General features: G+C 66.2%; 14 protein-coding genes. 5 read left to right on the plus strand and 9 right to left on the minus strand.

Annotated features, from left to right (window positions below; translation table 11 throughout):
* Positions 1 to 13 precede the first annotated feature (13 nt).
* The gene (locus ACYVNQ_RS13920; protein WP_460903076.1) at positions 14 to 526 is read left to right on the plus strand and encodes a GNAT family N-acetyltransferase; all 513 of its coding nucleotides are present in this window, start codon (positions 14 to 16) and stop codon (positions 524 to 526) included.
* A gap of 120 nt (positions 527 to 646) precedes the next feature.
* On the plus strand, positions 647 to 1,117 hold the full coding sequence (locus tag ACYVNQ_RS13925) for a PRC-barrel domain-containing protein (protein ID WP_460903077.1): 471 nt from the start codon (positions 647 to 649) through the stop codon (positions 1,115 to 1,117).
* 104 nt (positions 1,118 to 1,221) lie between these two features.
* Here ACYVNQ_RS13925 and ACYVNQ_RS13930 read toward each other — a convergent pair whose 3' ends face one another.
* The 4 genes from ACYVNQ_RS13930 to ACYVNQ_RS13945 all read right to left on the minus strand — a co-directional run bounded on the left by ACYVNQ_RS13930 (position 1,222) and on the right by ACYVNQ_RS13945 (position 4,358).
* Complete coding sequence (locus ACYVNQ_RS13930; protein WP_460903078.1) at positions 1,222 to 2,844, minus strand: hybrid sensor histidine kinase/response regulator; 1,623 nt, start codon at positions 2,842 to 2,844, stop codon at positions 1,222 to 1,224.
* Positions 2,845 to 2,883: 39 nt separating this feature from the next.
* Positions 2,884 to 3,513, minus strand: a complete 630-nt coding sequence (locus tag ACYVNQ_RS13935) for an MEDS domain-containing protein (RefSeq protein ID WP_460903079.1) — start codon at positions 3,511 to 3,513, stop codon at positions 2,884 to 2,886.
* 213 nt (positions 3,514 to 3,726) lie between these two features.
* Positions 3,727 to 3,927, minus strand: coding sequence for a hypothetical protein (locus ACYVNQ_RS13940; RefSeq protein ID WP_460903080.1), 201 nt, complete (start codon positions 3,925 to 3,927; stop codon positions 3,727 to 3,729).
* A complete protein-coding gene (locus tag ACYVNQ_RS13945) occupies positions 3,927 to 4,358 on the minus strand; it encodes a hypothetical protein (protein WP_460903081.1) in 432 nt (143 codons plus the stop codon). The genes ACYVNQ_RS13940 and ACYVNQ_RS13945 overlap by 1 nt, the downstream gene beginning before the upstream one ends.
* Positions 4,359 to 4,551: 193 nt before the next feature.
* Between ACYVNQ_RS13945 and ACYVNQ_RS13950 the strand changes: the two genes are divergently transcribed.
* The 3 genes from ACYVNQ_RS13950 to ACYVNQ_RS13960 all read left to right on the plus strand — a co-directional run bounded on the left by ACYVNQ_RS13950 (position 4,552) and on the right by ACYVNQ_RS13960 (position 6,677).
* Positions 4,552 to 5,238, plus strand: coding sequence for an antitoxin Xre-like helix-turn-helix domain-containing protein (locus ACYVNQ_RS13950; protein WP_460903082.1), 687 nt, complete (start codon positions 4,552 to 4,554; stop codon positions 5,236 to 5,238).
* Positions 5,235 to 5,747: an RES family NAD+ phosphorylase gene (locus tag ACYVNQ_RS13955; RefSeq protein ID WP_460903083.1), complete on the plus strand. Its 513-nt coding sequence runs from the start codon at positions 5,235 to 5,237 to the stop codon at positions 5,745 to 5,747. Before ACYVNQ_RS13950 ends, ACYVNQ_RS13955 begins: the two co-directional genes overlap by 4 nt.
* 408 nt (positions 5,748 to 6,155) lie before the next feature.
* The gene (locus ACYVNQ_RS13960; RefSeq protein ID WP_460903084.1) at positions 6,156 to 6,677 is read left to right on the plus strand and encodes a VOC family protein; all 522 of its coding nucleotides are present in this window, start codon (positions 6,156 to 6,158) and stop codon (positions 6,675 to 6,677) included.
* Positions 6,678 to 6,729: 52 nt separating this feature from the next.
* Here the strand turns inward: ACYVNQ_RS13960 and ACYVNQ_RS13965 are convergent, their stop codons facing one another.
* The 5 genes from ACYVNQ_RS13965 to ACYVNQ_RS13985 form a co-directional block, all read right to left on the minus strand.
* A complete protein-coding gene (locus tag ACYVNQ_RS13965; RefSeq protein WP_460903085.1) occupies positions 6,730 to 8,934 on the minus strand; it encodes an HlyD family efflux transporter periplasmic adaptor subunit in 2,205 nt (734 codons plus the stop codon).
* 107 nt (positions 8,935 to 9,041) lie between these two features.
* Entirely contained in the window at positions 9,042 to 10,685 is a 1,644-nt protein-coding gene (locus ACYVNQ_RS13970; RefSeq protein ID WP_460903086.1) for an efflux RND transporter periplasmic adaptor subunit, read from the minus strand.
* Positions 10,686 to 10,689: 4 nt separating this feature from the next.
* Complete coding sequence (locus ACYVNQ_RS13975; protein ID WP_460903087.1) at positions 10,690 to 11,553, minus strand: efflux RND transporter periplasmic adaptor subunit; 864 nt, start codon at positions 11,551 to 11,553, stop codon at positions 10,690 to 10,692.
* 32 nt (positions 11,554 to 11,585) lie between these two features.
* A complete protein-coding gene (locus tag ACYVNQ_RS13980) occupies positions 11,586 to 13,340 on the minus strand; it encodes a TolC family protein (protein WP_460903088.1) in 1,755 nt (584 codons plus the stop codon).
* Positions 13,341 to 13,393: 53 nt separating this feature from the next.
* On the minus strand, positions 13,394 to 20,821 hold the full coding sequence (locus tag ACYVNQ_RS13985) for a DUF4347 domain-containing protein (RefSeq protein WP_460903089.1): 7,428 nt from the start codon (positions 20,819 to 20,821) through the stop codon (positions 13,394 to 13,396).
* Positions 20,822 to 20,884: the final 63 nt, after the last annotated feature.

A 20,884-nucleotide genomic window follows, 5' to 3' on the forward strand; every position in this document is an offset into this window, starting at 1 on the left:
CGGTGTTCCTGCCATGCTCACTCCATCGCGCGCAGCGATTCCCGACATCGTCGCGTGGCAACGCACGCATGATGCGCAGGCCGTCGGCCTGATTCTTCATATCCAGAACGTCGAAGCGAAACTGGCCATCGCGCTGGAAGACCAGCCCGATCTGCTCGACATCGAGCGCAATTACGTGGCAACCGGCGGCGGTTTCTGGGTAGCGCTCGACGCGCATGGGAACGTAATCGGCACCATTGGTTTGCAGCTCAAAACTGCGCAGATCGCGGTGATGAAGAAGTTTTTCGTGGCCGCCGCGTGGCGAGGCGCCGGCAAGGGCTGCGCGTCGCGGCTGTTCGACGCGCTGCGAGCCCACGCCGAACGACGCGGCATCACGACGATCGTGCTGGACACGCCGTCGGTATCGACCCGCTCGCACCAGTTTTACAAGCGGCAAGGGTTCCGGCAGATCACGGCGGCCGAGCTGCCGGTACGGTACGACTACCCGGAGCGCGATTCGCTGCTATTCCGGCTCGACCTGCGGTAGGCCGGCCCGGCGCGCAGCGCAGCGGAAAACGTCGCGCAAAGCGCGCGCCGCGATACCCGACCACCGTTAGGCATACCGATTGCGCTACCTCAGGGGCCAACCGTTCCTAAGGAGGACATGATGAGCACACTAGACCCGCAACGCGCATCCGGCTCGGGCGCACAGATCACAGGTGGTGGAGTGGGCGAAGGCCCGGGGCCCGATGTGATGGCCGCGGCAACGCTGGACGGCGACAAGGTGATTTCCGCCGACGGCGAACATGTCGGCAAGATTTCCGACATCATGCTGGACGTACGCGGTGGCCGCATCGCGTACGCGGTGTTGTCCGAAGGCGGATTCCTCGGCATGGGCTCGACGCTGCATGCGATTCCATGGAGCGCGCTGACGCTCGATACCGCGGAAAAATGCTTCCGTGTCGATATAGAAGCGCAGCGCATCAAGGACGATCCGGGTTTCGACAAGGACCACTGGCCGTCGATGGCGGATTCGGCATGGGGCACGCAGTTGCATGAGTACTATCACCGCCCTCCGTACTGGAATGCCAACACGACGCAGGCGATTCGCTCCGGCAGCGACGTGCAAGGGCTGTAGGTCGCACCTTGCGCTGCATCGCAACGCGTGCGCGCATTGACTGCGCGTACGCCCGCCCTGCTCCACGCACGGCGGCGCCGCGGCATCCACCGCGGCGCGCCGCATCAGCCCCCCTGTGGCGGCTTGCAACCCTCTCTTAACGCGTCGACCAGTTCCATCAGGGCCACCGGCTTCACGAAGTGCCGTTCAAAGCCCGCCGCGAACGAGCGTTTCAGATCCTCGACCTGACCGTACCCACTCAGCGCGAAAAGCCGCAGCCCTGCCTGTTCCGACTGCGCGCGAAGCGTCACCGCCAACTCGTACCCATCCATCCCCGGCAAACCGATATCCAGGACCGCCACTTCGGGTCGAAACTGTGCAGCGATATCCAGCGCCTGCAGCGGGTCGAATGCCGTCGCCACGTCGAAGCCCACGTCAGTCAGAAACGCTTCCATCGACAGCAGGCCGTCGATATTGTCGTCAACCAGCAGAACGCGTGCTCCCGAGCGATCCGGGAGGATCTCCGGCGCCCGAATCCGTTGCGGAAACGGACTGGCAATCTCGTCGCCGGTTGCAAGCGGCAAGGTCACCGTGAAGGTCGCGCCTTTGGCTGGCCCATCGCTGCGCGCAAAGACCGCGCCGCCATGCAGTTCGACCAGATTTTTCACCAGCGCGAGACCAATGCCCAGCCCGCCCTTCGAGCGGTCGATCGTCGTGCGCCCCTGCTCGAAGATCCTGAAAAGCTTCGGCATCAGTTCGGCACTGATACCGACCCCGTCGTCGGTAATCGAGACCGTCACGTGGGTGGCCGTAGTGCGCGCGTCGATCCGGATTTCACCGCCGATGTCGGTATATTTCGCCGCATTGTTCAGCAGGTTGCTGAAGGCTTGGGTCAAGCGCGTCAGGTCGCCATAAATCTGGGCCCCATCGTCCGATATGGAAACCGATAGCCGCTGATGACGCTGGTCGACAAGCGGGCTCGCCGCCTCCACTGCACGTGTAATCACCGAGCCGATCCGCAGACCTTCGCGCTGCAGTTCTATCTTTCCGCGTGTGATCCGGCTGACATCGAGCAAGTCTTCGACGAGGCGCGACAGATGGTCGACCTGCCGCTCCAGAATCTCGTGGTATTTGTCTGCCGCGTTGCCGTTCTCGCGCCGGATCAGGCCCAGCGCGGTCGCGATCGGTGCCAGCGGATTGCGCAATTCGTGACCCAGCATCGCGAGAAACTCGTCTTTCGACCGGTTTGCTTCTTCGCGTTCGTGCGCCGCCCGGGCCGCCAGAATACCGGTGGCCGCCTGCGAGGTGGCCGCTCGCAGAAAGGCGATCTGATTGACGGTCGGAAACGACGGCGCCACGGCGCCAAACCAGATGCTGCCTTGCCCGGAGCTGAAACCCATACTGAGCCGGATCAGCTTTGCCTGACCGAGTGGGGTGTCGCACAGATTGACGCGGGTGCCGATCGGAAGCCCATGCCATTGCGCGATGGCGTGCTGCCAGGGCCCCATCTGGTCTTTGCCGACCAGCGTGCCGCGCACTCGCAATTGCTCGAGCGGCGCCACTTCCGGAAGCAGCGGGACATCGACGTAGCAGATATCAAGAGGCACGATCCGTTCGATCGCCTGCGTCATCAGGCCCACGATCGCGGCACCGTCGCGACCCGGCCAGAGCGCAGGAAGCGCAAGCAGCCCCATCAGGTCTCGCAGGGCGCTCTCAGGGCTCTGATCACCGTAACGATCCGTGCTCATCCTCGCCCGTGTGTTCTCATGACGCTCACATTCACTCCATCACGCCGATGCCCGCATTTTGCGAGACTCGAGCTCCTTGAGCATTTCGGACGGTGGGATAAAAAAGGGGTTTTCCTGCACGACCCCGTTGATCAGCGTAAGCGGGTGCGTACGCAACACGTCCATCAGCATGGCGCCCGAGAGCTTTGCCATATCGTAGACGCACACGGCGGGCTGCCGGTTGCGCTCGATAATCTCGTTCACCTGCGCTTCGTATTCGATCAGTTCCGGCGCGGCGGCAACGTCTTCAAATGCCCAGTCCATGTTTCCCATGATGCGAAGCCGGGTGAAGCCCGCGTCACGTCCCGAACCGGTGAGGCGATCGACCATGCGCAGCATCCGCTCCTTGTCGAATTTGCCTTCGTCGTCAAGGTAGGCCTCCGGCCAGGTCACCACTTCCAGCTGACCACATGCTTCGCATTGGTGGGTATCGATACCCGACGATTCCAGCCTCGCCCGATGCTCGTCGACCAGAGAGGGATCGATGATGTGGAAATTCTTCTCCCCAGCTTCGACCGCCTGACGGTAGTAGGGAATCAAGGCCTCATATTCCTGGTCGCGGCTGTCGAAGAACGCGCAAACGTGGTACGCGTCCATCAGGGTGCCGGCGATAGCGATGCGATTGTCCATTGAAATTTCCCAAGGTGGCTTTGGGTTGCCTGAAGCGCGCGCCTGTCGGGCGCGTCACCACGACAGGCGCGGGAAGGCAATTGCATTCTATGGCATCGCACGGTGCGTCACGGCTTTATTCGAATAGTGCCAGCTTCGGGAGGTCTCGAAACGTTTTGGGAGGCCCGGATGTTGCGCGACGGTTGAAGAACCCCGCGATCGGGGCGCACGCCTTCAATGATGACCGTCGACCCACGCCTTCGCCCATTGCAGGCCGAGCGCTTCCGCTTCCTGTTCCGTCATCAGATGCGCGAGTACGCCGGATGCCTCGACAACCCGGTTGCCGCTGGTGATCGTGCCGCTCGCCGCATAGCGGTTCTGCTGCGCGATGGCGTGCCCCCAGATCGAGTAGCCCTTGTAGATGCCCGATTGCATCAGTGCCCCACCGCTGCGTGCGCGTTGCCCGTGCCGACACGCAGGATGTTGCCTTCCGGCGTGACGATGCGCGGGATCGCTTCGAAGCGTGTATCGAAGCGTGTGTCCGAACGTGCGTCGGAACGTGCTTCGGCGCGGGCTTTGTCGTGCGCTGCGTCGCGTGCCGGCATCGGCGCATTGTGCCGCTCGGGCGTTTGCGCCACCAGCGGTGCCGCGCTCGAGCGCGGCCGATGCGCCGCCGGCTGCACGCGGTGCACGGCGACTTTCCTGCGATGCGCCTGCGCATGCCTGATAGCCACGTGCGGGTACCCTGCCCGCGCCTCAGGCGGATTCCAGATTTCGATGATGCGTTCGCCGGCCGGCGCGGACGCCGCAAGCGCGGATGCCCCCATACACATCAGCACGACAGCGAGCGCGAAGCTTCGCAACATTTCGATCTCCGGTTCTACTTGCGACAGCAACCAGGCTGGCCCCACGCACATGCTTACGGAGCCGGGCCATTAATGCCTGCGAGATAAGATACTGTATAAATATACAGGTGTCACGTGTCTTCGGTGTAACGCACGACCTTCTAACGCCAAACCCCAAATGGTTTATACTAAAGCCTCATTTGGAGGATTCGACGTGGCCGTAATCGAACGCGAGACAACGCAGGCGCATCAGACGAAAGCGCACAAAAAAGCGCGCGCCGTGCCGCGGGCAAAGGGCACCGGCTCTGCTGCCGCCGGCGCGTCCGACGCCCCTGCTGCCACGCGAACAGCGCACACTCCGTCAACCAAAAGCAGGCAGCAGCCGGCGTCGTCCGAGGGCGCAGCGCGCGCGCAAGCCCCCGAAGTGCCGGCCAGGGAATTGCGGTCCTTCAAAATTACCCTGCTCAAGGATCTGACGCGCTTTGGCGATGTCTACCGGGCTGATCCGGCAGTGCGAATCTTCACGATCAAGTCGGGTGTCACGGCCGACACGTTTGGACGAATTGCCCGTTCGATGGACCTCAGCAAGGAGCAGTTGGGCAAGACCCTCGGCCTTCCGGTCACCACCGTCGATCGCAAGGTGAAGTCCGGCGAGGCGTTAACTGCCGAACAGGGCGAGCGGTTGATCAGTGTCGCGAGATTGATCGGACAGGTACAGACAATGGTCGAACAGTCAGGCAATCCGGAGGGCTTCGATGCGGCCCACTGGCTCGGCGCGTGGCTTGACGAGCCGTTGCCCGCGCTGGGTGGCGACTGCCCGGCCAACCTGATGGATACCGCAGAAGGGCGCAGCGTGGTGTCGAACCTGCTCGCGATGACGCAGAGCGGGGCTTACGCTTGAGCAAATCCGTCACGATCTGGCGAATCGCCACCGACACACCCGACCATGTTGCCGAAGACAAGACCGGAGCCGGCGCGAAGGCGACCGGCGGACGCTGGAACCGCGCGGGTACCCCGATGCTGTACTGCTCCGGCAGCATCGCGCTGGCGTGCATGGAAACGCTGGTCCATCTGAAAGCAGGCTCATTGCCGTTCAACCGCTACCTGGTCGGCATCGACGTGCCAGAGGCCGTATGGAAAGCGGCGACCTCGTTTGATCCCTCCGTCCACGTCGGCTGGGACGCACTCCCGCATGGCATGGTCAGCCTGGATGCGGGCGAGAAATGGTCTGCGAGTATGGCTAGCCTGCTGTACGTCGTGCCGTCGGTGATCGTGCCGTGCGAGCACAACGTGCTGATCAATCCACGCCACGCCGTTATCGCCAGACTGACGTTCCGCAAGATCAGCAAATGGACCTATGACACGCGCCTCATGCCGAGCCAGCCTGCCAGGAAAAGCGGCCATCGGTAACGCATCGCGTTGGCCAATACCAGGCCGATCATTCGCGATCCATATTGTCGTAGCCGGAAACGCTGATTTGACCAGCGCCGCTCCCTATGTTGGAATTACCGCATCAGACACATCACTGCGCGACTTCCCCATCCCGCTCTGCCCTCCTCGACACTCCACCCCACGCGCTTTGCGCTTCATCGAACGCCTTCGTCTGGCGCGGGCGATGCCGTGCAAGCTCCGGCCCGGCGAGGCCACAAGCCGACACCTGCTAATACCAATGTATTAGCGGCACTTTCGCGCGCGGGCCACTATTGTCATCTCAACATCGCGCGCCAACGAAAAACAACGTCGTATTAACCATCGGGCTTGAGCGCGTTCCAACTCAGTCAGCCGGCAAGCGGCAGTCGATCCATCTGAGGAGTCAGCATGAGCACCACCTTCGACATGAAGCTCGAGATCGTCATTATCCCGGTGTCGGATGTCGCGCGCGCCAAGCGTTTTTATCGCGACCTGGGCTGGCGGCTCGATCTCGACTTCAAGGGCGACGATGGCTATCGCGTGATCCAGTTCACGCCGCCCGGCTCCGGATGCTCGGTGATGTTCGGCAGCAACATCACGAAGGCCGTGCCCGGTTCCGTAGCGGGGCTTCATCTGATCGTGTCCGATCTCGCGGCCGCGCGCAGCGAACTGCTCCGCCGCGGCATTCAGATCAGCGAACCGTTTCACGACACAGGCGGTGTGTTTCATCATGCCGACCGGCAACGCGTCGTCGATGGCTTTAATCCGCGGCGGCAGAGCTACGCGTCGTACGCGTCGTTCAACGACCCGGATGGCAACGGCTGGCTGCTGCAGGAAATCACCACGCGACTGGCTGCGGATCTCGAACCGGGCGACCCCAGATTTACCCGTGAAGTCGTGCAGGCGATCCATGACACGACGCCCGACTAGCGCATCGACGACAGCGCGATAGAGGCACAGCGCCGCTTGCCGCTACGCCAGGTTATGCGCCGCCCTCACGCTGCACCACCGAGATCATCCACTTCAGCCCGCGCCACGCGAGACTTTCGCGCTCGCGGCCAACCAGCACCGTGCCGACCGTCTCGCGCGACAGCGCGGGCAGAGGCGGCGCACGCGTTGCCGGCGCATTGACCGCATGCATTGCAATGTCGCCGCCCTCGCCCCCCTCGGCCCGCCCCACCGCGCAGTCGCCGATGCGCACGCGATAAGTCGCCGCCACCGGCACCAGCCGCTCGGTGCCCGGCTGCCTGTCGACCGGCAGCGGTCCGCCGTAAACACTAGCGAGCGCCGGCTCGTCGAGCGTCGCGAGGTTCACATGATCGATGCCCGTCACCCGGCAACGCAGCATAGGGCTTTCCGGCAGCGACGCGACGAAGCGCGCCGCGTCGCCGGTGCGGATGTGCGCGAGCTGGTCTTCGTTGACGAACGCATCGCCCTTCACGCCGTCCGGCCCGATCACATCGAACAGATGCGCACCGCGCGGAAGCCACGTGCCGGCCGCGAGCTCTTCATGCGCCTGCGCCGTGCCGTCGAACGGTGCACGCAGCGTCAGGCGCGCGAGCTGCGCGGAGAGCCCCGCGACCGCCGCGCGCGCCGCGTCCGCACGACGCGTAAGCGCGGTACCGGCCTCCAGCAGGCGCGGGTCGAACGATTGCTGGCTGACCTGCCAGTCGAGCAGCGCGGCCTCGACCTGCGCGGTCTTCAGGCGCCGCTCCAGATCGGGGGAAGCGAGCACGGCCAGCACGTCGCCGGCGCGCACGGTCTGGCCGTCGCGGGCGAGCGGCTGACCGGCCAGCACATAGGCGGCCTCCGGCGTATAGAGCCCTTGCGCGCGCAGCGGCCCGAACACGGCCGGCGCGTCGACGCCGCCATGCCAGGGCAGCACCAGCAACGCGAACACCAGCCCGGCCAGCAGCGCGCTGCGCACCGTCTGTTTGCGCCAGCGCAGCGCGCCGCGACGCTGCCAGCACACCAACAGCTCACGCACCACCGGCCGCGCGATAAACCAGCCGAATTCGACCGCGAACAGCATCACGCCCAATACCTTGAAGAACGCGTGATAGACCACCAGCGCGATCGACGCGAACACCGCGAGCCGGTACAGCCAGGTCGCGAACGAAAAGCCGATCAGGAAGCGGCGCCGTTTGATCGAGCACGGTTCCGGCTGCGGGTCGCCGAAGCCGAACAGCCACTCGCGCAGCCACCAGCGGCCGACCGCGAACGCACGGTCATGCAGGTTCGGCATGTCAAGCCAGTCGGACAGCAGAAAGTAGCCGTCAAAGCGCATGAACGGGCTCGCGTTGATGGTCAGCGTGCCGACCCAGCTGGTGGTGGCGAGCAGAAACACGCCGGCGCGCAGCGGGCCATCCGGCAACAGACACCATGCAAGCGTCGCGAACGCGGCAAGCGCCAGCTCGCTCAGCATGCCCGCGGCACCGATACGCAGCCGGTCCGCACGCGACGGCACCTTCCACGCCTCGGTGGTATCGGTGTAGAGCACCGGCACCATCACCAGCAGCGCGACGCCCATAGTCGGCACGCGGCAACCGTAGCGGTATGCGGTGAACGCATGACCGAACTCGTGCAACACCTTGCCGAAGATCAGCGCCGCGCCGATCGCGGCGAGTCCGCTCCAGTCCGCGTAGCCGTGGAAGGTGTGCAGAAACTGATCCCAGCGCTGCGACACCAGCGCGAGACCGACCAGCGCGCACAGCACGACACCGACCCAGAACGCCGGCAGGAACGCGAACGCGACATGACGCGCGGCACGCTGCAGGAACGGCATCGGCCGCCACAGCGGTATGCGCACCATCAGGTAGTGCTTGAGCAGCCACATCGCGTTCGACAGCTTGCCGGCCGCCGCGGTGGCGGCGATCCGCGCGGAGTCTTCGGCGTTCACTGCCACCGTCAGGTTCTGCTGACGCAGCATGCGCGCGAGCGCGTCGACGTCGTCGGCGCACAGGTTCAGCGTGGTGTCGCGATTCACTGCGGCGGCGATCGCCTGCGGGTCGTCGAGCGCCCAGCGCGACAGCATCTCGAAGGCCGGCCAGCCGAGCTGAAAGAAGCGGTTCACGGCCGGGTCGTGCAGCATCCAGGTCGGCGCGCCCTCGGGCGTCGCGGCGCCCGGCATCAGGCTCAACTCCTGGCGCAGCGGTGGCAGATGGGGCAGCGAGGCTCGGGCTTGCATGATGTCGATTTCGCGTCGCTAACGGTTCGGCTTGGGCGTTCGGTTCAACTGGGTTTTCTTTCGGTTCGGCCAGGGACTCGGCGCCGGCGCTTCGCCATCACGCTGCGTCACCAGCCTAGCCACTGGCGCGCAACCGTCAGCGGCCGGCGCAACAGGTAATACACGAGCGGCACCCACGCGCCGTGAATCCGCGCGGTACCCATCGCGCCTAGCGCGGGCAGCGCGTGCGTGCCGCCGTCGAAGCTGGCCTTCACGCGATACGCGAGCACGCCGTCGGGCGTCGGCTCCGCACGCCACGCGACGGTATCGACACGCGCGTCGTATGACGCCAGCGGCGAACTTTTCGGATACAGCGTCAGCGTCGAGCCGGGCTTGATGTTCATGTTGTCGGCGACCGGCACATACGCGGTCAATTCGACGTGGTCGGGATCGGCGAGCAGCATCACCTTTTCGCCGACCGACACCGCCTTGCCGTTCCAGTCGTTCGCATCGGCGAACACCGCGACGCCGGCGCGCGTGGCGGCAACCCGCACGCGCGCCAGTTCGCGCGCGGTGTAGTCGCGCTCGACCGCAGTTTCGTCGACCTTGCCCTTGCGCAGCGCCATGTCGAGGCGGTCCTTATCCTCGGTGACGGCGAGCTGCGCGGTCTGCCGGTACTCTTCCTGCGCGGCGTCGTAGTTCTTGTTGGCCACCGCGTAGCGCGACGCGAGCGTGGTCGAATCCAGCTCGAACAGCGGCGTGCCGGCCGCGACACGCTGGTTCGGCTGCGCATCGACGTGATCGATCACGCCGTCGAGCGGCGCACGCACGACGAACGGATCTTTCGCGGTCACTTCGCCCGGCGCGAGCACCGTGAGCCGCACCGGGAACACGATGACGGCCGCGCACAGCGCCAGCACGCGCCAACGCCGCCGGCCCGGCCGCAGCCAGCCGCGGGCACGCTCGAGCAGCGACGCGCGCGGCGCGAAGGTGCGCAACGCGTGCGCCCAGACAGCGCCGAGTTCGGCCAGCATCGCCGCTTCGATCGGCGTGAACGGCTGTTCGCGTGCGAATGCGACCGCGCCGCTGATGTGCCCAGTGACGTCGACCAGCGGCACGCAGAACGCGTGCGCGGGCCACCATGCGGGCCAGTCGGCGGCGACCTCCGGCGGCAGATCGTCGGCGGTGAACGGATGCGGCCGCGCCAGCACGAGCGAAGCAGTGCGTGCATCGCGCGGCGCGCCGGCCTGCGACGGCTGGGCTGCGCGATGTGCTTCGTCGGCGTAAGCGCCCTGCGCCGCGCCAGCATAAGCGGCCTGCGCGTTGTCGGCGTTGTCGGCGTTGTCGGCGTAGGCAGCGTGTGCGTCGTCATGTACCGCGCCGCCATGCGCTGCACGCGCTGCACCACGCGGATCGCCTTTGCGCGCTGTACCGCCGGCTTCACGCTGCGCCGCACCGGCCTGCGCCGCGAACGCCGCCGCATCGGCCTGCGCCTGCTGCCGCTGCCGCGCGAGCGTGCGAAACACTTCGCCAAGCCACTGCACATACGGCGCGCCCGGATCGCTTTGCGGCACCCCCGACAGCGCGGCCACCGCACCGAAGCCATGCGCGCCGGCGCGCCACCATGCGGCTTGCCGGTACGGCAGCAGCGCCAGCGTCTCATTGACGATCGTGAAACCGAGCGTCGCCTCGCTGCGCGCATCGCGGGCGCGCGCCGACAGCTGCCACAGCAGCGCGAGGTCGTTGGCTTCGATGCGAATCGGGCCGTTCATCGCTTCACTGCGGGTTGAAGCTGGCCCAGCCGCTCATGCCGGGCAGCAGTTCGGACGGCCGCCCATTCAGCGACGCGGTCACGTCCACCGTCTGCGTGACCGGGTCGACGCGCGCGCCGATGCGCGCCACGCTCGCCGGATAGCTCTTGCCGACTTCGTCGACCTTCACCGTCAACGGATGGCCGGGCTTGAGCCACACCAGCCACTTCGACGGCACGATCATTTTCAGTTCGAGGTGGCTGGTATCCACGATGGTCAACAGCGGCTTGCCGACTTCCGCGAACTGCTGCGCCGACGCGCTGCGCTTCACCACGCGCCCGTCGAACGGCGCGGCGATCGCGCACTTGTGCACCGTCGCCTGCATGTAGGCGACTTCGGCCGCGCCCGCCCTGGCGCGGCCTACCGCCTGCTGGACGTCGAGTTCGCCGATCGAGTGCAGCTGCGCGAGGCGCTCGTTGACGTTCTTCATTTGCGTGGCCGCTTCGGCCTCGGCTTGCGCCTTGTGCAGTTGCGCCGCATACAGCGAGCAGTCGAGCGACACGAGCGTCTGGCCCGCGCGGAACGCATCGCCGTCGCGAAACGGCAGCGTGGCGATTTTCGCGGCGACTTCGCTGGCCACGTCGACCTGATCGCGCGGCACCAGCTGAATGCGGATGCGGCCGTCGCCGTCCGTGTTTGCCTGGCCCTGCGCCGCGCCCGCCGCAGGCGAAGGCAAAGCCGATGCCGGCGCATGCAACGCCGCCGCGGTCACCGCGTTTTGCGGCGCTGGCAACGACGTAGCAGGCGTACCCGGCGCCACGCCAGCCGCCGCGATCGCGCACTGCGGCGCGACCCACGCGACCCATGCAAGCGCCGCGATTGCTGTCATGCCCTTCCCAACCCAAACCCGACTGCCTTGTTTCATTGCGCCTTTGCCTCAGCTACCGCTGCGGTTGCCGCTACTGCACTGGTCTGCACGACGGCGCTGGTACTGGCCGCCGGGCTGGTTTGGGTCGCCGGCTTCGCCATGCCCGGCGCGCTGCCGGTGCCGATCGGGCCGCCCGTATCGCCTGCGCGATTCGCGCCGCCTGCGCCGCTATCCGCTGCCTTCGTCTCGCCCGCCGCACTATCCGCCACCGCGCTCGCCTCGGCCGCCGGACGGCCGATATCGTCCCAACGCTTTTGCGCCGCAACGATCGACTGTTCGATCGACTTCAGATCGTCGCCGGCGAGCTTGTCCGGCACCGGATCGAGCCCAAGCGTGGCAAGCAGCTGCCCGTACGCGCTTTCCAGTTCACCGTAGCTCTGATACAACCGCAGCTCCGACATCATCGCGTTCATTGCCGCGCGGATTTCTTCGAGCTTGCCCTGTGCGGTGGCGACCGTCGCGTTGTGCGTATGCTGCAGGATCTGCGCATCGATGTCGCTGATCTGCTGGCTCAAGCCAAACTGCCGCTGCTTGGCGGACAGCTCCGCACTCGCCACGTGCACCTGCGTCAACACAGCCATCGAAAGCGCGAGACGCTGCGCATAGGCAACGTCGTGCTGCGCATCGGCGAGGCCGCGAATATTCTTCGCGTTCAGGATATTCAGCAGGTTCCAGCTGATGTTGATCCCCGCCGCCCGCCACGCGTGATAAACGAGGAAGCTGTTGCTGTCGTAATGGCCACCGAGCTGCAGCTCGATACCCGGCAGCAGCTTGGCGATCGCCTTGTGCGTTTCGTTGATGCTGATGCGCTCGTTGTAGCTCGCTTCGACCAGTTCCGGCCGGCGCTCCAGCGCGGTTTCTTCGCGGCGTTCCATCGGCATGTCGAAGCTCGGCACGCCGAAGCCGGCCGGCGGCGCAAGCTGGAACTCGGTACCGGGTGCGACGTTCATCAGCGAAGCGAGACGCGGCTTCGCCTCTTCGAGCTGATCGCGCACGGTCTCGAGCTGGCGGATGATATCGAGCAGCGCATGCTGGTACGCGAGCGTATCGAGCGGCGAGCGCAGGCCTTCCTGCTGCGTGCGGCGCGATTCGTCGAGCGCCTTCTTCGCTTCGTCGAGCAGCGGCGTGATGCGGCCGTCCAGCCGCTGCGCGCCGGCCGCTTCCCAATACGACTCGCGCACCTGCTGCATCAAGAGCTGCACGACCTTGCGGCGGCGCTGCTCGAGCACCAGCACGCGGTCGGCCTGCTCTTTCGCCTCGAAGTAGCTGACGCCGAAGTCGAGCAGGTTCCACGAGAACGTCAGGTCGGCCGTACGCATGTTCTGGTCGGTCGAGAACGACGCCGGCACCACCTCGGTGTCCGTAAACAACCCCTCCGACGACGACGCGAGCGGATGGTTGCGATTCGTGTAACCGGCCGCCGCGGTGAGCTGCGGCAGCATGTTGAAGTTGGCAACGTCGAGCTGCTTCTGGCCGAGCGCCGCTTCCATCATCTTCAGGCGGTGATCGAGATTGAAGCGGATCGAGCGCGCCATCGCCTCTTCGAGCGTGACGGGCCCGGCGAGCGGTTCGGTTTGCGCGAACATCTGCGTGCGGTCGGTCTTCACGGCGTCGACGCGCTCGGCGTCGGTAAACGGAGTCGGGTGCACGGCGCAGCCCGACAGCCAAAGTGCCGCGACGGCAAGCGCGACCAGCGAGGGGCGCGGCATACGCAGCATGCGCGGTTGCGCGATCGTGGTGGTGGTCACTTCGACGACTCTCTCATGGTTGATGTTGGCGAGGATCTCGTTGGCCGTTGTGCTTATAGGTGCGTGACGGATGGGTCGGTGCCGGCCGCGCTTTGCGCGGCAAAGGCTGCTGTGTCGGGTCCCACATCGGCGGCCGCTACGGCCGGCGCTTCCAGCGCGACGGTGGCGCTGGCCGGCCGCGCGATATGCAGCGCGGCGCTCGCCTGCGCGAACTGGTCGGCGAGCGACGGCTTGCCGGCGGGCAGCCACGGGCGCGGTTGCATCACGGCATGCGCATCGTTCGGTACCAGCGCGCCATGCGGTTCAAATGCGGCACGCGCTTCGACTGCGACGTGCGACTCGACTATGGTGCGAGGTTCGAGCGCGGCATGCGCTTTGTGCACTCCGTGCGATCCATGCGCGCCCCGCGGCGCGTGCACGGCCGGCGCGTGGCGCGCGCGATGATGGCCCGGCGCCACGATGATCTCGCGTCGCACCAGATGGCCGTTCGCGTCGCGCACCTGCACCATCACGCGCACGTCGTGCGCGCCGCGCGGAATCGCGCCCGACAGCCTGCCCTTAGCCGCATCGAAATGCAGCCACGCCGGCAGCGGCCGCCCGTTGGCCAGCGTGACGTCGACGTTGGCCGCGTTGGCGAGCGACACGCCATCGACCTGTGCGAGATCGATCGTGAAGCGGCCTCCGGTCGCGGCGACATCCAGCGTCAGCGGCGGCAGCGTATCGACGCCCACCCCGGTGCTACGCAGGCTGTCTGGCACCAGCGGCGGCAATGGCGGCACGCTGGTGCGGCCGACCACGAATGGCCGGTCGTCGGTGGTGAAGGTATAGGTGTAGAGCGGCGGAATTTCGCCGACCGGACGCTCAGGCTCGAACTCGGCCAGCACGTCCGGCGTGTTGTTGACGACGATGCCGCCGAGCCGCTCCGTCGTGCGCGACGTCAGCAGGATCGGTGCGGCCGGCATCGGTGCAGACGTCGCACCCGCAGCGGCCGCCGGATAGTGCGGCAGGTCGTTCGGCGGCGGCAGATTCGATGTGTTGGCGGCCGGTTGCACCGGGCTCGCCACCGCCAGCACCTGGACGGTCGCCGAGACCGTTGCGCTGGTCTTGGTGCCGTCGTTGACGACAAATTGCACCGTGCGCGCGCCGAGCGTATCGCTGGTACTCGCGAAGGTGATCTCCGACAAGGCCCGCGACCACTGCGCATTGGTGGCGGTCGCACCGGATGAGGTCAGCGTCAGCACGCCGGTATCGGCGTCGTACGACGCCTGGATGTTGCCGAACGCCGCCGCATTGCTGTTGACGAACGCGAGCAGGTCGCCGCGATGGAAACCGTTGCCGATCGACACGGTCGCGAAGCTCTGCGTCGGGTTGTCGAGATCGGTGATGGTGATGCCGCTGCCGATCACCGTCGGTGCCGTGCCGTCCTTGTAGGTGCCGCCGTCCGGCGGCGTGACCAGCGTGGACTGGTCGGTGGCCTGCACGTTGACGGCACGCGTGGCGGCATTGCTCGCGTTGCCGGCGCCGTCGATCACCGAGAAGCTGACGGTGCGCGTGGTGGTGTCCGGCTTGATCGCGGTGTCGGTGTACTTCACCGCTTCGAGCGCAGCCTGCCATTGCGCGAGCGTCGCGGTACCACCCGCGGAGTTCAGCGTCATCACGCCGGTGCCGGCATCGTACGAGGCCGTGATGTTGCCCATCGTGGCGCCGTCGTTGGCGAACGACAGCACGTCTTCGCCCGCATGGAAGCCGCCGGTGATCGCGACGGTGGCCGACGCAAGCGTGGTGCTGGCGCCGTCGCTCAACGCGAGGCCGCTGTCCACCGCTACCGGCGTCGACGCGGTGTTGTCGCCCTCGACAAAGTTTGCCGAACCGGCATCGGTCGTCACCTGCGGCGGCGCGGCGAGGTTCACCGTATCGGTCGACACCAGGCTGGTCTTGCTGCCGTCGTTGACCGAGAACGAAATCGTGCGGTTGCCGAAGGCCGTGCTGGTGCTCGCGAAGCTCACCGCCGACAACGCGTTGGCCCATTGCGCGTCGGTGGCCGTCGCGCCGGCCGAGTTAAGCGTCAGCTCGCCGGTGCTGGCGTCGTACGAAGCCGTGATATTGCCGAACTGCGCCGTGCCGGTATTGTTGAAGGCGAGCGTATCGCCGTTCTGGAAGCCCGCGCTGATCGACACCTTGGCGGACGCCAGCGTGCTGTTGTCGAGGTCGGTGACCGAGATGCCGCTGTCGATCGCCGTGGCGGCTGCACCGCTCGCCTGCGTAGTCGTGCCGCCGGTGGTCGTGACGATCGGCGTCTGGTCGGTGTCGGTCACCGTGACCGTGCGCACGGCCGTATTGCTGGCCACGCCGCCGCCATCGATCGCGGTGAAGCTCACGGTGCGCGTTGCCGTATTCGGCGTGATCGCCGTGTCGGTGTACCTGACCGCTTCGAGCGCCGCCTGCCATTGCGCGATGGTGGCCGTCGCACCCGACGAGGTCAGCGTCAAGATGCCAGTCGCGGCATCGTACGTCGCGCTGATGTTGCCCATCGACGCGCCATCGTTGGCGAACGACAGCACGTCTTCGCCCGCATGGAAGTTACCGGTAATCGCCACGGTGGCCGACGCGAACGTCAGGCTGCTGCCGTCGGTGAGCGTCAGGCCGCCATCGATCGCGACCGGCGTCGAACTCGTGTTGTCGCCTGCGGTGAACGCAGCCGAGCCGCTGTCGGTGGTGATCTGCGGCGGGCCGAGCACCGCCACGGTATCGGTGGCCGCGACGCTGGTCTTCAGGCCGTCGTTGACGGTGTACGACAGCGTGCGCGTGCCGAAGGTCGTGCTCGAACTGAAAAACTGGATGCTCGACAGCGCGCTTTGCCATTGTGCAAGCGTCACGCTGCCGGAGCCGGTTAGCGTCAGCTCGCCGGTCGACGCGTTGTACGAACCGGTAATCGAACCGGTGTTGATGAACTGCAGCACGTCGCCGATGTGGAAGCCGCTGCTGATCGTCACCTTCGCCGTGGTGAGTGTCGTGTTGTCGAGGTCGCTCACCGCGATCGAACTGTCGATCGTGGTCGCCCCGGTGCCGCCGACATAGTTCGTGGTGCCGCCGGTGGTCGTGACGATCGGCGTCTGGTCGGTGTCCGTCACCGTGACCGTGCGCGTGGCCGTGTTGCTGGTGACGCCGGCGCCGTCGGTTGCCGTGAAGCTGATCGTGCGCGTCGGGTTGTCCGGCGTGATCGCCGTATCGGTGTACTGCACGGCCTGGAGCGCAGCCTCCCATTGCGCAATCGTGGCGGTCCCGCCCAGCGACGACAGCGTCAGCACGCCGGTGCCCGCATCGTACGTCGCGGTGATGTTGCCCATCGTCGCGCCGTCGTTGGTGAAGCCGAGCACGTCTTCGCCGGCGTGGAAGTTGCCGGTGATCGCTACGGTCGCCGACACGAACGTCGTGCTGGCGCCGTCGGTCAGCGTCAGGCCGGCATCGACGGTAACCGGCGTCGAGGTGGTGTTGTCGCCGGCCATGAATGTGGCCGAGCCGCCGTCGGTCGTCACGACCGGCGGCGCGATCACGTTGACCGTGTCGGTGACGGGCGTGCTGGTCTTCGTGCCGTCGCTGACCTTGAACGAAATGGTGCGAGCGCCGCCGATCACGCTGGTGCTCGAGAACTGCACCGCCGACAGCGCATTGGCCCATTGCGCGTCGGTGGCCGTGGCGCCCACCGAGTTCAGCGTCAGCACGCCGGCGCTGTAGGTTGCGGTGATGTTGCCGTACAGCGTCGAACTGGTGTTGGTGAACGACAGCGTGTCGCCGCTCTGCAGGCCGCCGGTAATCGACACCGTGCCGCTCGCCAGCGTCGTATTGTCCAGATCGCTGACCGTGATGCCGCCGTCGATCGTCACCGCCGGGTGGCCGCCGACATAGCTCGCCGTGGTGCCGCCGGTATCGCTGACGATCGGCGTCTGGTCGACCGCGGTGACCGTGATGGTGCGGGTGCTGGCGGCGCTGGTGTTGTTGGCGCCGTCGACCAGCGTGAAGCTGATCGTGCGGGTAGCGGTGTCCGGCGAGACTGCGGTGTCGGTGTAGGTAACCGAGCGCAGCGCGCTCTGCCATTGCGCGAGCGTCGCCGAATGGCCCACCGACGTCAGTGTCAGCACGCCGGTGCCCGGATCGTATGACGCGGTGATATTGCCCATCGTCACGCCGTCGTTGTTGAAGCTGAGCACGTCCTCGGTCGAGTGGAAGTTGCCGGTGATCGACACGGTGGCGGTGCCCAGCGTCGTGCTGGCGCCGTCGGTGACCGTCACGCCGGAATCGACCACCACCGGCGTCGACGGGGCGTTGTCGGCCGATATGAAGGCGGCCGAGCCGCTATCGGTCGTGACGACCGGCGGCGCGAGCACGCTCACCGTATCGGTTTTCGCCACGCTGGTTTTCACGCCGTCGCTGACCGAAAACGAGATCGTGCGATTGCCGCCCACGTTGCTGCTGCTCGAGAACGTCACCGCCGACAGCGCATTGGCCCACTGCGCGTCGGTGGCCGTGGCCCCCGCCGAGTTCAGCGTCAGCACGCCGCCGCTGTAGGTAGCGGTGATATTGCCGAACAGCGTCGTGTTGTTATTGGTGAACGCCAGCGTATCGCCGGTTTGCAGGTTTCCGGTGATCGACACGATGCCGCTTGCGAGCGTCGTGTTATCCCGGTCGTTCACCGCAATACCGCCGTCGATCGGCGTCGCGGGGTGGCCGCCGACGTAGCTCGTGATGGTGCCGCTGGTCGCGACGGTCGGCGTCTGGTCGACGTCGGTCACCGTCACCCCGCGGATTCCCGTATTGCTGACATTGCCGCCGCTGTCGGTCACCGTGAAGCTGATCGTACGCGTCGCGTTGTTCGGCGTGATCGCCGAATCCGTATAGCTCACCGCGCGCAGTGCGTTCTGCCATTGCGCGATGCTGGCGGTGCCGCTCGCCGAAGTCAGCGTCAGCACGCCGGTGCCGGAGACATACGTCGCCGAGATGTCGCCGAAGGTCGACGAACTGGTGTTGGTGAAACCGAGCACGTCCTCGCCAACGTGAAAGTTGCCGGTGATCGATACGGTCGCCGAACTGGCCGACGTAATCGCCGAATCGGTGAGCGTGATGCCGGGATCGACCGAGACCGGATTGGAGGTGGTGTTGTCGCCCGCGACGAATGACGTCGAACCGCTATCGGTCGTCACCAGCACTGGATTGACGACGTTGATCGTATCGGTGACGGCCACGCTGTTTTTCACGCCGTCGTTGACGGAAAAGGACAGCGTGCGGTTGCCGTATGTATGGCTGTTGCTCGAGAACGTCACTGCCGATAACGCGGCGGCCCATTGCGCATCGGTGGCCGTCGCGCCCGCCGAGAACAGCGTCAGGGTGCCGGCGCCGTCGTAGGTCGCGGTGATATTGCCGAACGTCGCGTTGCTGGTGTTGGTGAAGCTCAGCGTGTCGCCGGTATGGAAACCCGAGCTGACCGAGACCGTCCCGGTGGACTGCGTGGCGTTGTCGGTGTCGGTCACGCCGATATGCGTGTCGACCGTCGTCGCCGCGGCGCCGGACCCGTAGCTCGCCGTGCTGCCCGAACCGGTCACCTTCGGCGTCTGGTCGGTGGCCGTGACCGTCACCGTCTTCTGCACGGTGTTGCTGCTCTGGGACGAACCATCGGACGTCAGCGAGAAGCTGATGGTGCGCGTGTTGGTGAGCGGCACCGCCGCCGTGTCCTTGTAAGTGACGTTGTCGAACGCGTTCTGCCACTGCGCGATGGTCGCGGTGCCGCTGGCCGAAGTCAGCGACAGGACGCCGGTGAGCGCGTTGTAGGTGCCGGTGATGTCGCCGAATTGCGCGGCATTGTTGTTGGTGAAGGCGAGCACGTCTTCGCCGGAATGCAGACCGGTGGTAATCGACACGACCGCCGACGACGCAGTCGCCGAGCCGTCCGTCAGCGTCATGCCGGGGTCGATCGCGACCGCCGGCCCCTGCGTGCCGTCGCCCGACACGAACGACGAGCTGCCACCGGTGGCGGCAAGGTGCGGCGGCGCCGGCGGCACGTCGGTGTAGGTGAAATTGTTGAGGGTCGGAGTCAGCAGATTGCCGTCAGTCTCGAGAAACCTGAGGCTCTTGACATTCGCAAACGCCGAATTGCCCGACAGGTCGACGTGAAACGTCGAGCTTCCGCCATTGCTGTCGGTGTCGAGCGTTATCGTGCCGATCACGTTGCCGGATGCGTCGAGTGCCTGCACGGCGACTATCGCCGGAGCAAAGATGTCGATGTCGAAGCTCTGCACGGACATCGAGTGGCCGTTTTGCAGCGTCATCGTCAACGACGTCATACCAGTTGAGCCTACGTTGCCTAACAGCACTTCGTCGCTCGGCCCGCTGCTCAACGGCACACCCGGGGTGTCGGCGCTGCTTACGACCTCGAACTCAGCCGGCTGATTGGTCGTGTACGTAATGCCGTCCAGCGTGAACGTCGTGCCGGTCGTGTCGAAGCCCCCGTCGCTGTCGTAGGTATCGACGGTGACGCCGAGCAACTCGCCGAATTGCTGCTCCGACGCGGCCGAGAAAATGGTTGACGTATGCACTGCGCCGACGTCGTATTCGAGCGTCCAGTCGCCGCCTAGCGCGGCCGCGCCGGTCGCGTCGGTCGACGCCGCGACGTTCAGGTGCGTGGCGGTCGCGATCTGCTGCACGAGCGCCTGGCCGCTGCTGTTTTCGGCCACGTCGCAGCCGTAGATCAGGAAGTCGCCGCCGGGCTTCATCGCCGCGCCGATCTGCGCGAGCTCACCGTTGTACGCGGCAATGTCGGACTGCGTGAGCCATACGGCGCCCACCTGGATCGCGCCGTTGGTGCCGTGCGACACCAGATGGATCGCATCCACGCCCGGATGCTGCTGCAGATACTGGGCGATCTGCGCCAGGCCATCGCTGGTCGAACTCAGGATCACGTAATCGGTGCCGGCCGGCAAACCGGCGATCAGCTGCTGGTAGTTCGCGACGCTCGGGTCGATGAACACCACCTGCCTTTCGGGGGCGGCGGCGGTTTGTGCGGTGTCCCTGGCAGGGTCCTGCGCGGTGTTTTGCGCGGTGTCCTGCGCGGTGTCCTGAGTAGTCTGACGCTGCACCGGCTGCGCGGTATTGTTGCGCGGTGCGCTGGATGAGTCGGTCGTGCTTTTCGATGCCGCGGGCTTTGCCGCCGCCCCCGCATCGGCCGGATGCGCATCCGCCTCGTGATGATGATGGTGCGCTGCGCCGCCAGAAGCATGGGCGCCGGCACCGGCGCCGATCGCCGCAGCCGATGCGTCATACACGATGCGCGGCTCGAGCGCGAGCATCAGCGGTGAAGCAAGCGCCGCCGGCCCGCCGGCCGATGCCGCGCCGGCCGATGCCGCGGCGGCCGGTGCCGCACTCACGCGCCGCGCGCGCCAGCGCCGCAACGAACGGGTCAGGTCGACGGCAAGCTTCCGGGCAGTATGCATCGCAGTATGTCCTGTGGGCTGTGCGGCCGCTCGAGCGCTTCGCACAGCCGGTGCTTCAGATCG

Source organism: Paraburkholderia jirisanensis, from assembly GCF_054782355.1.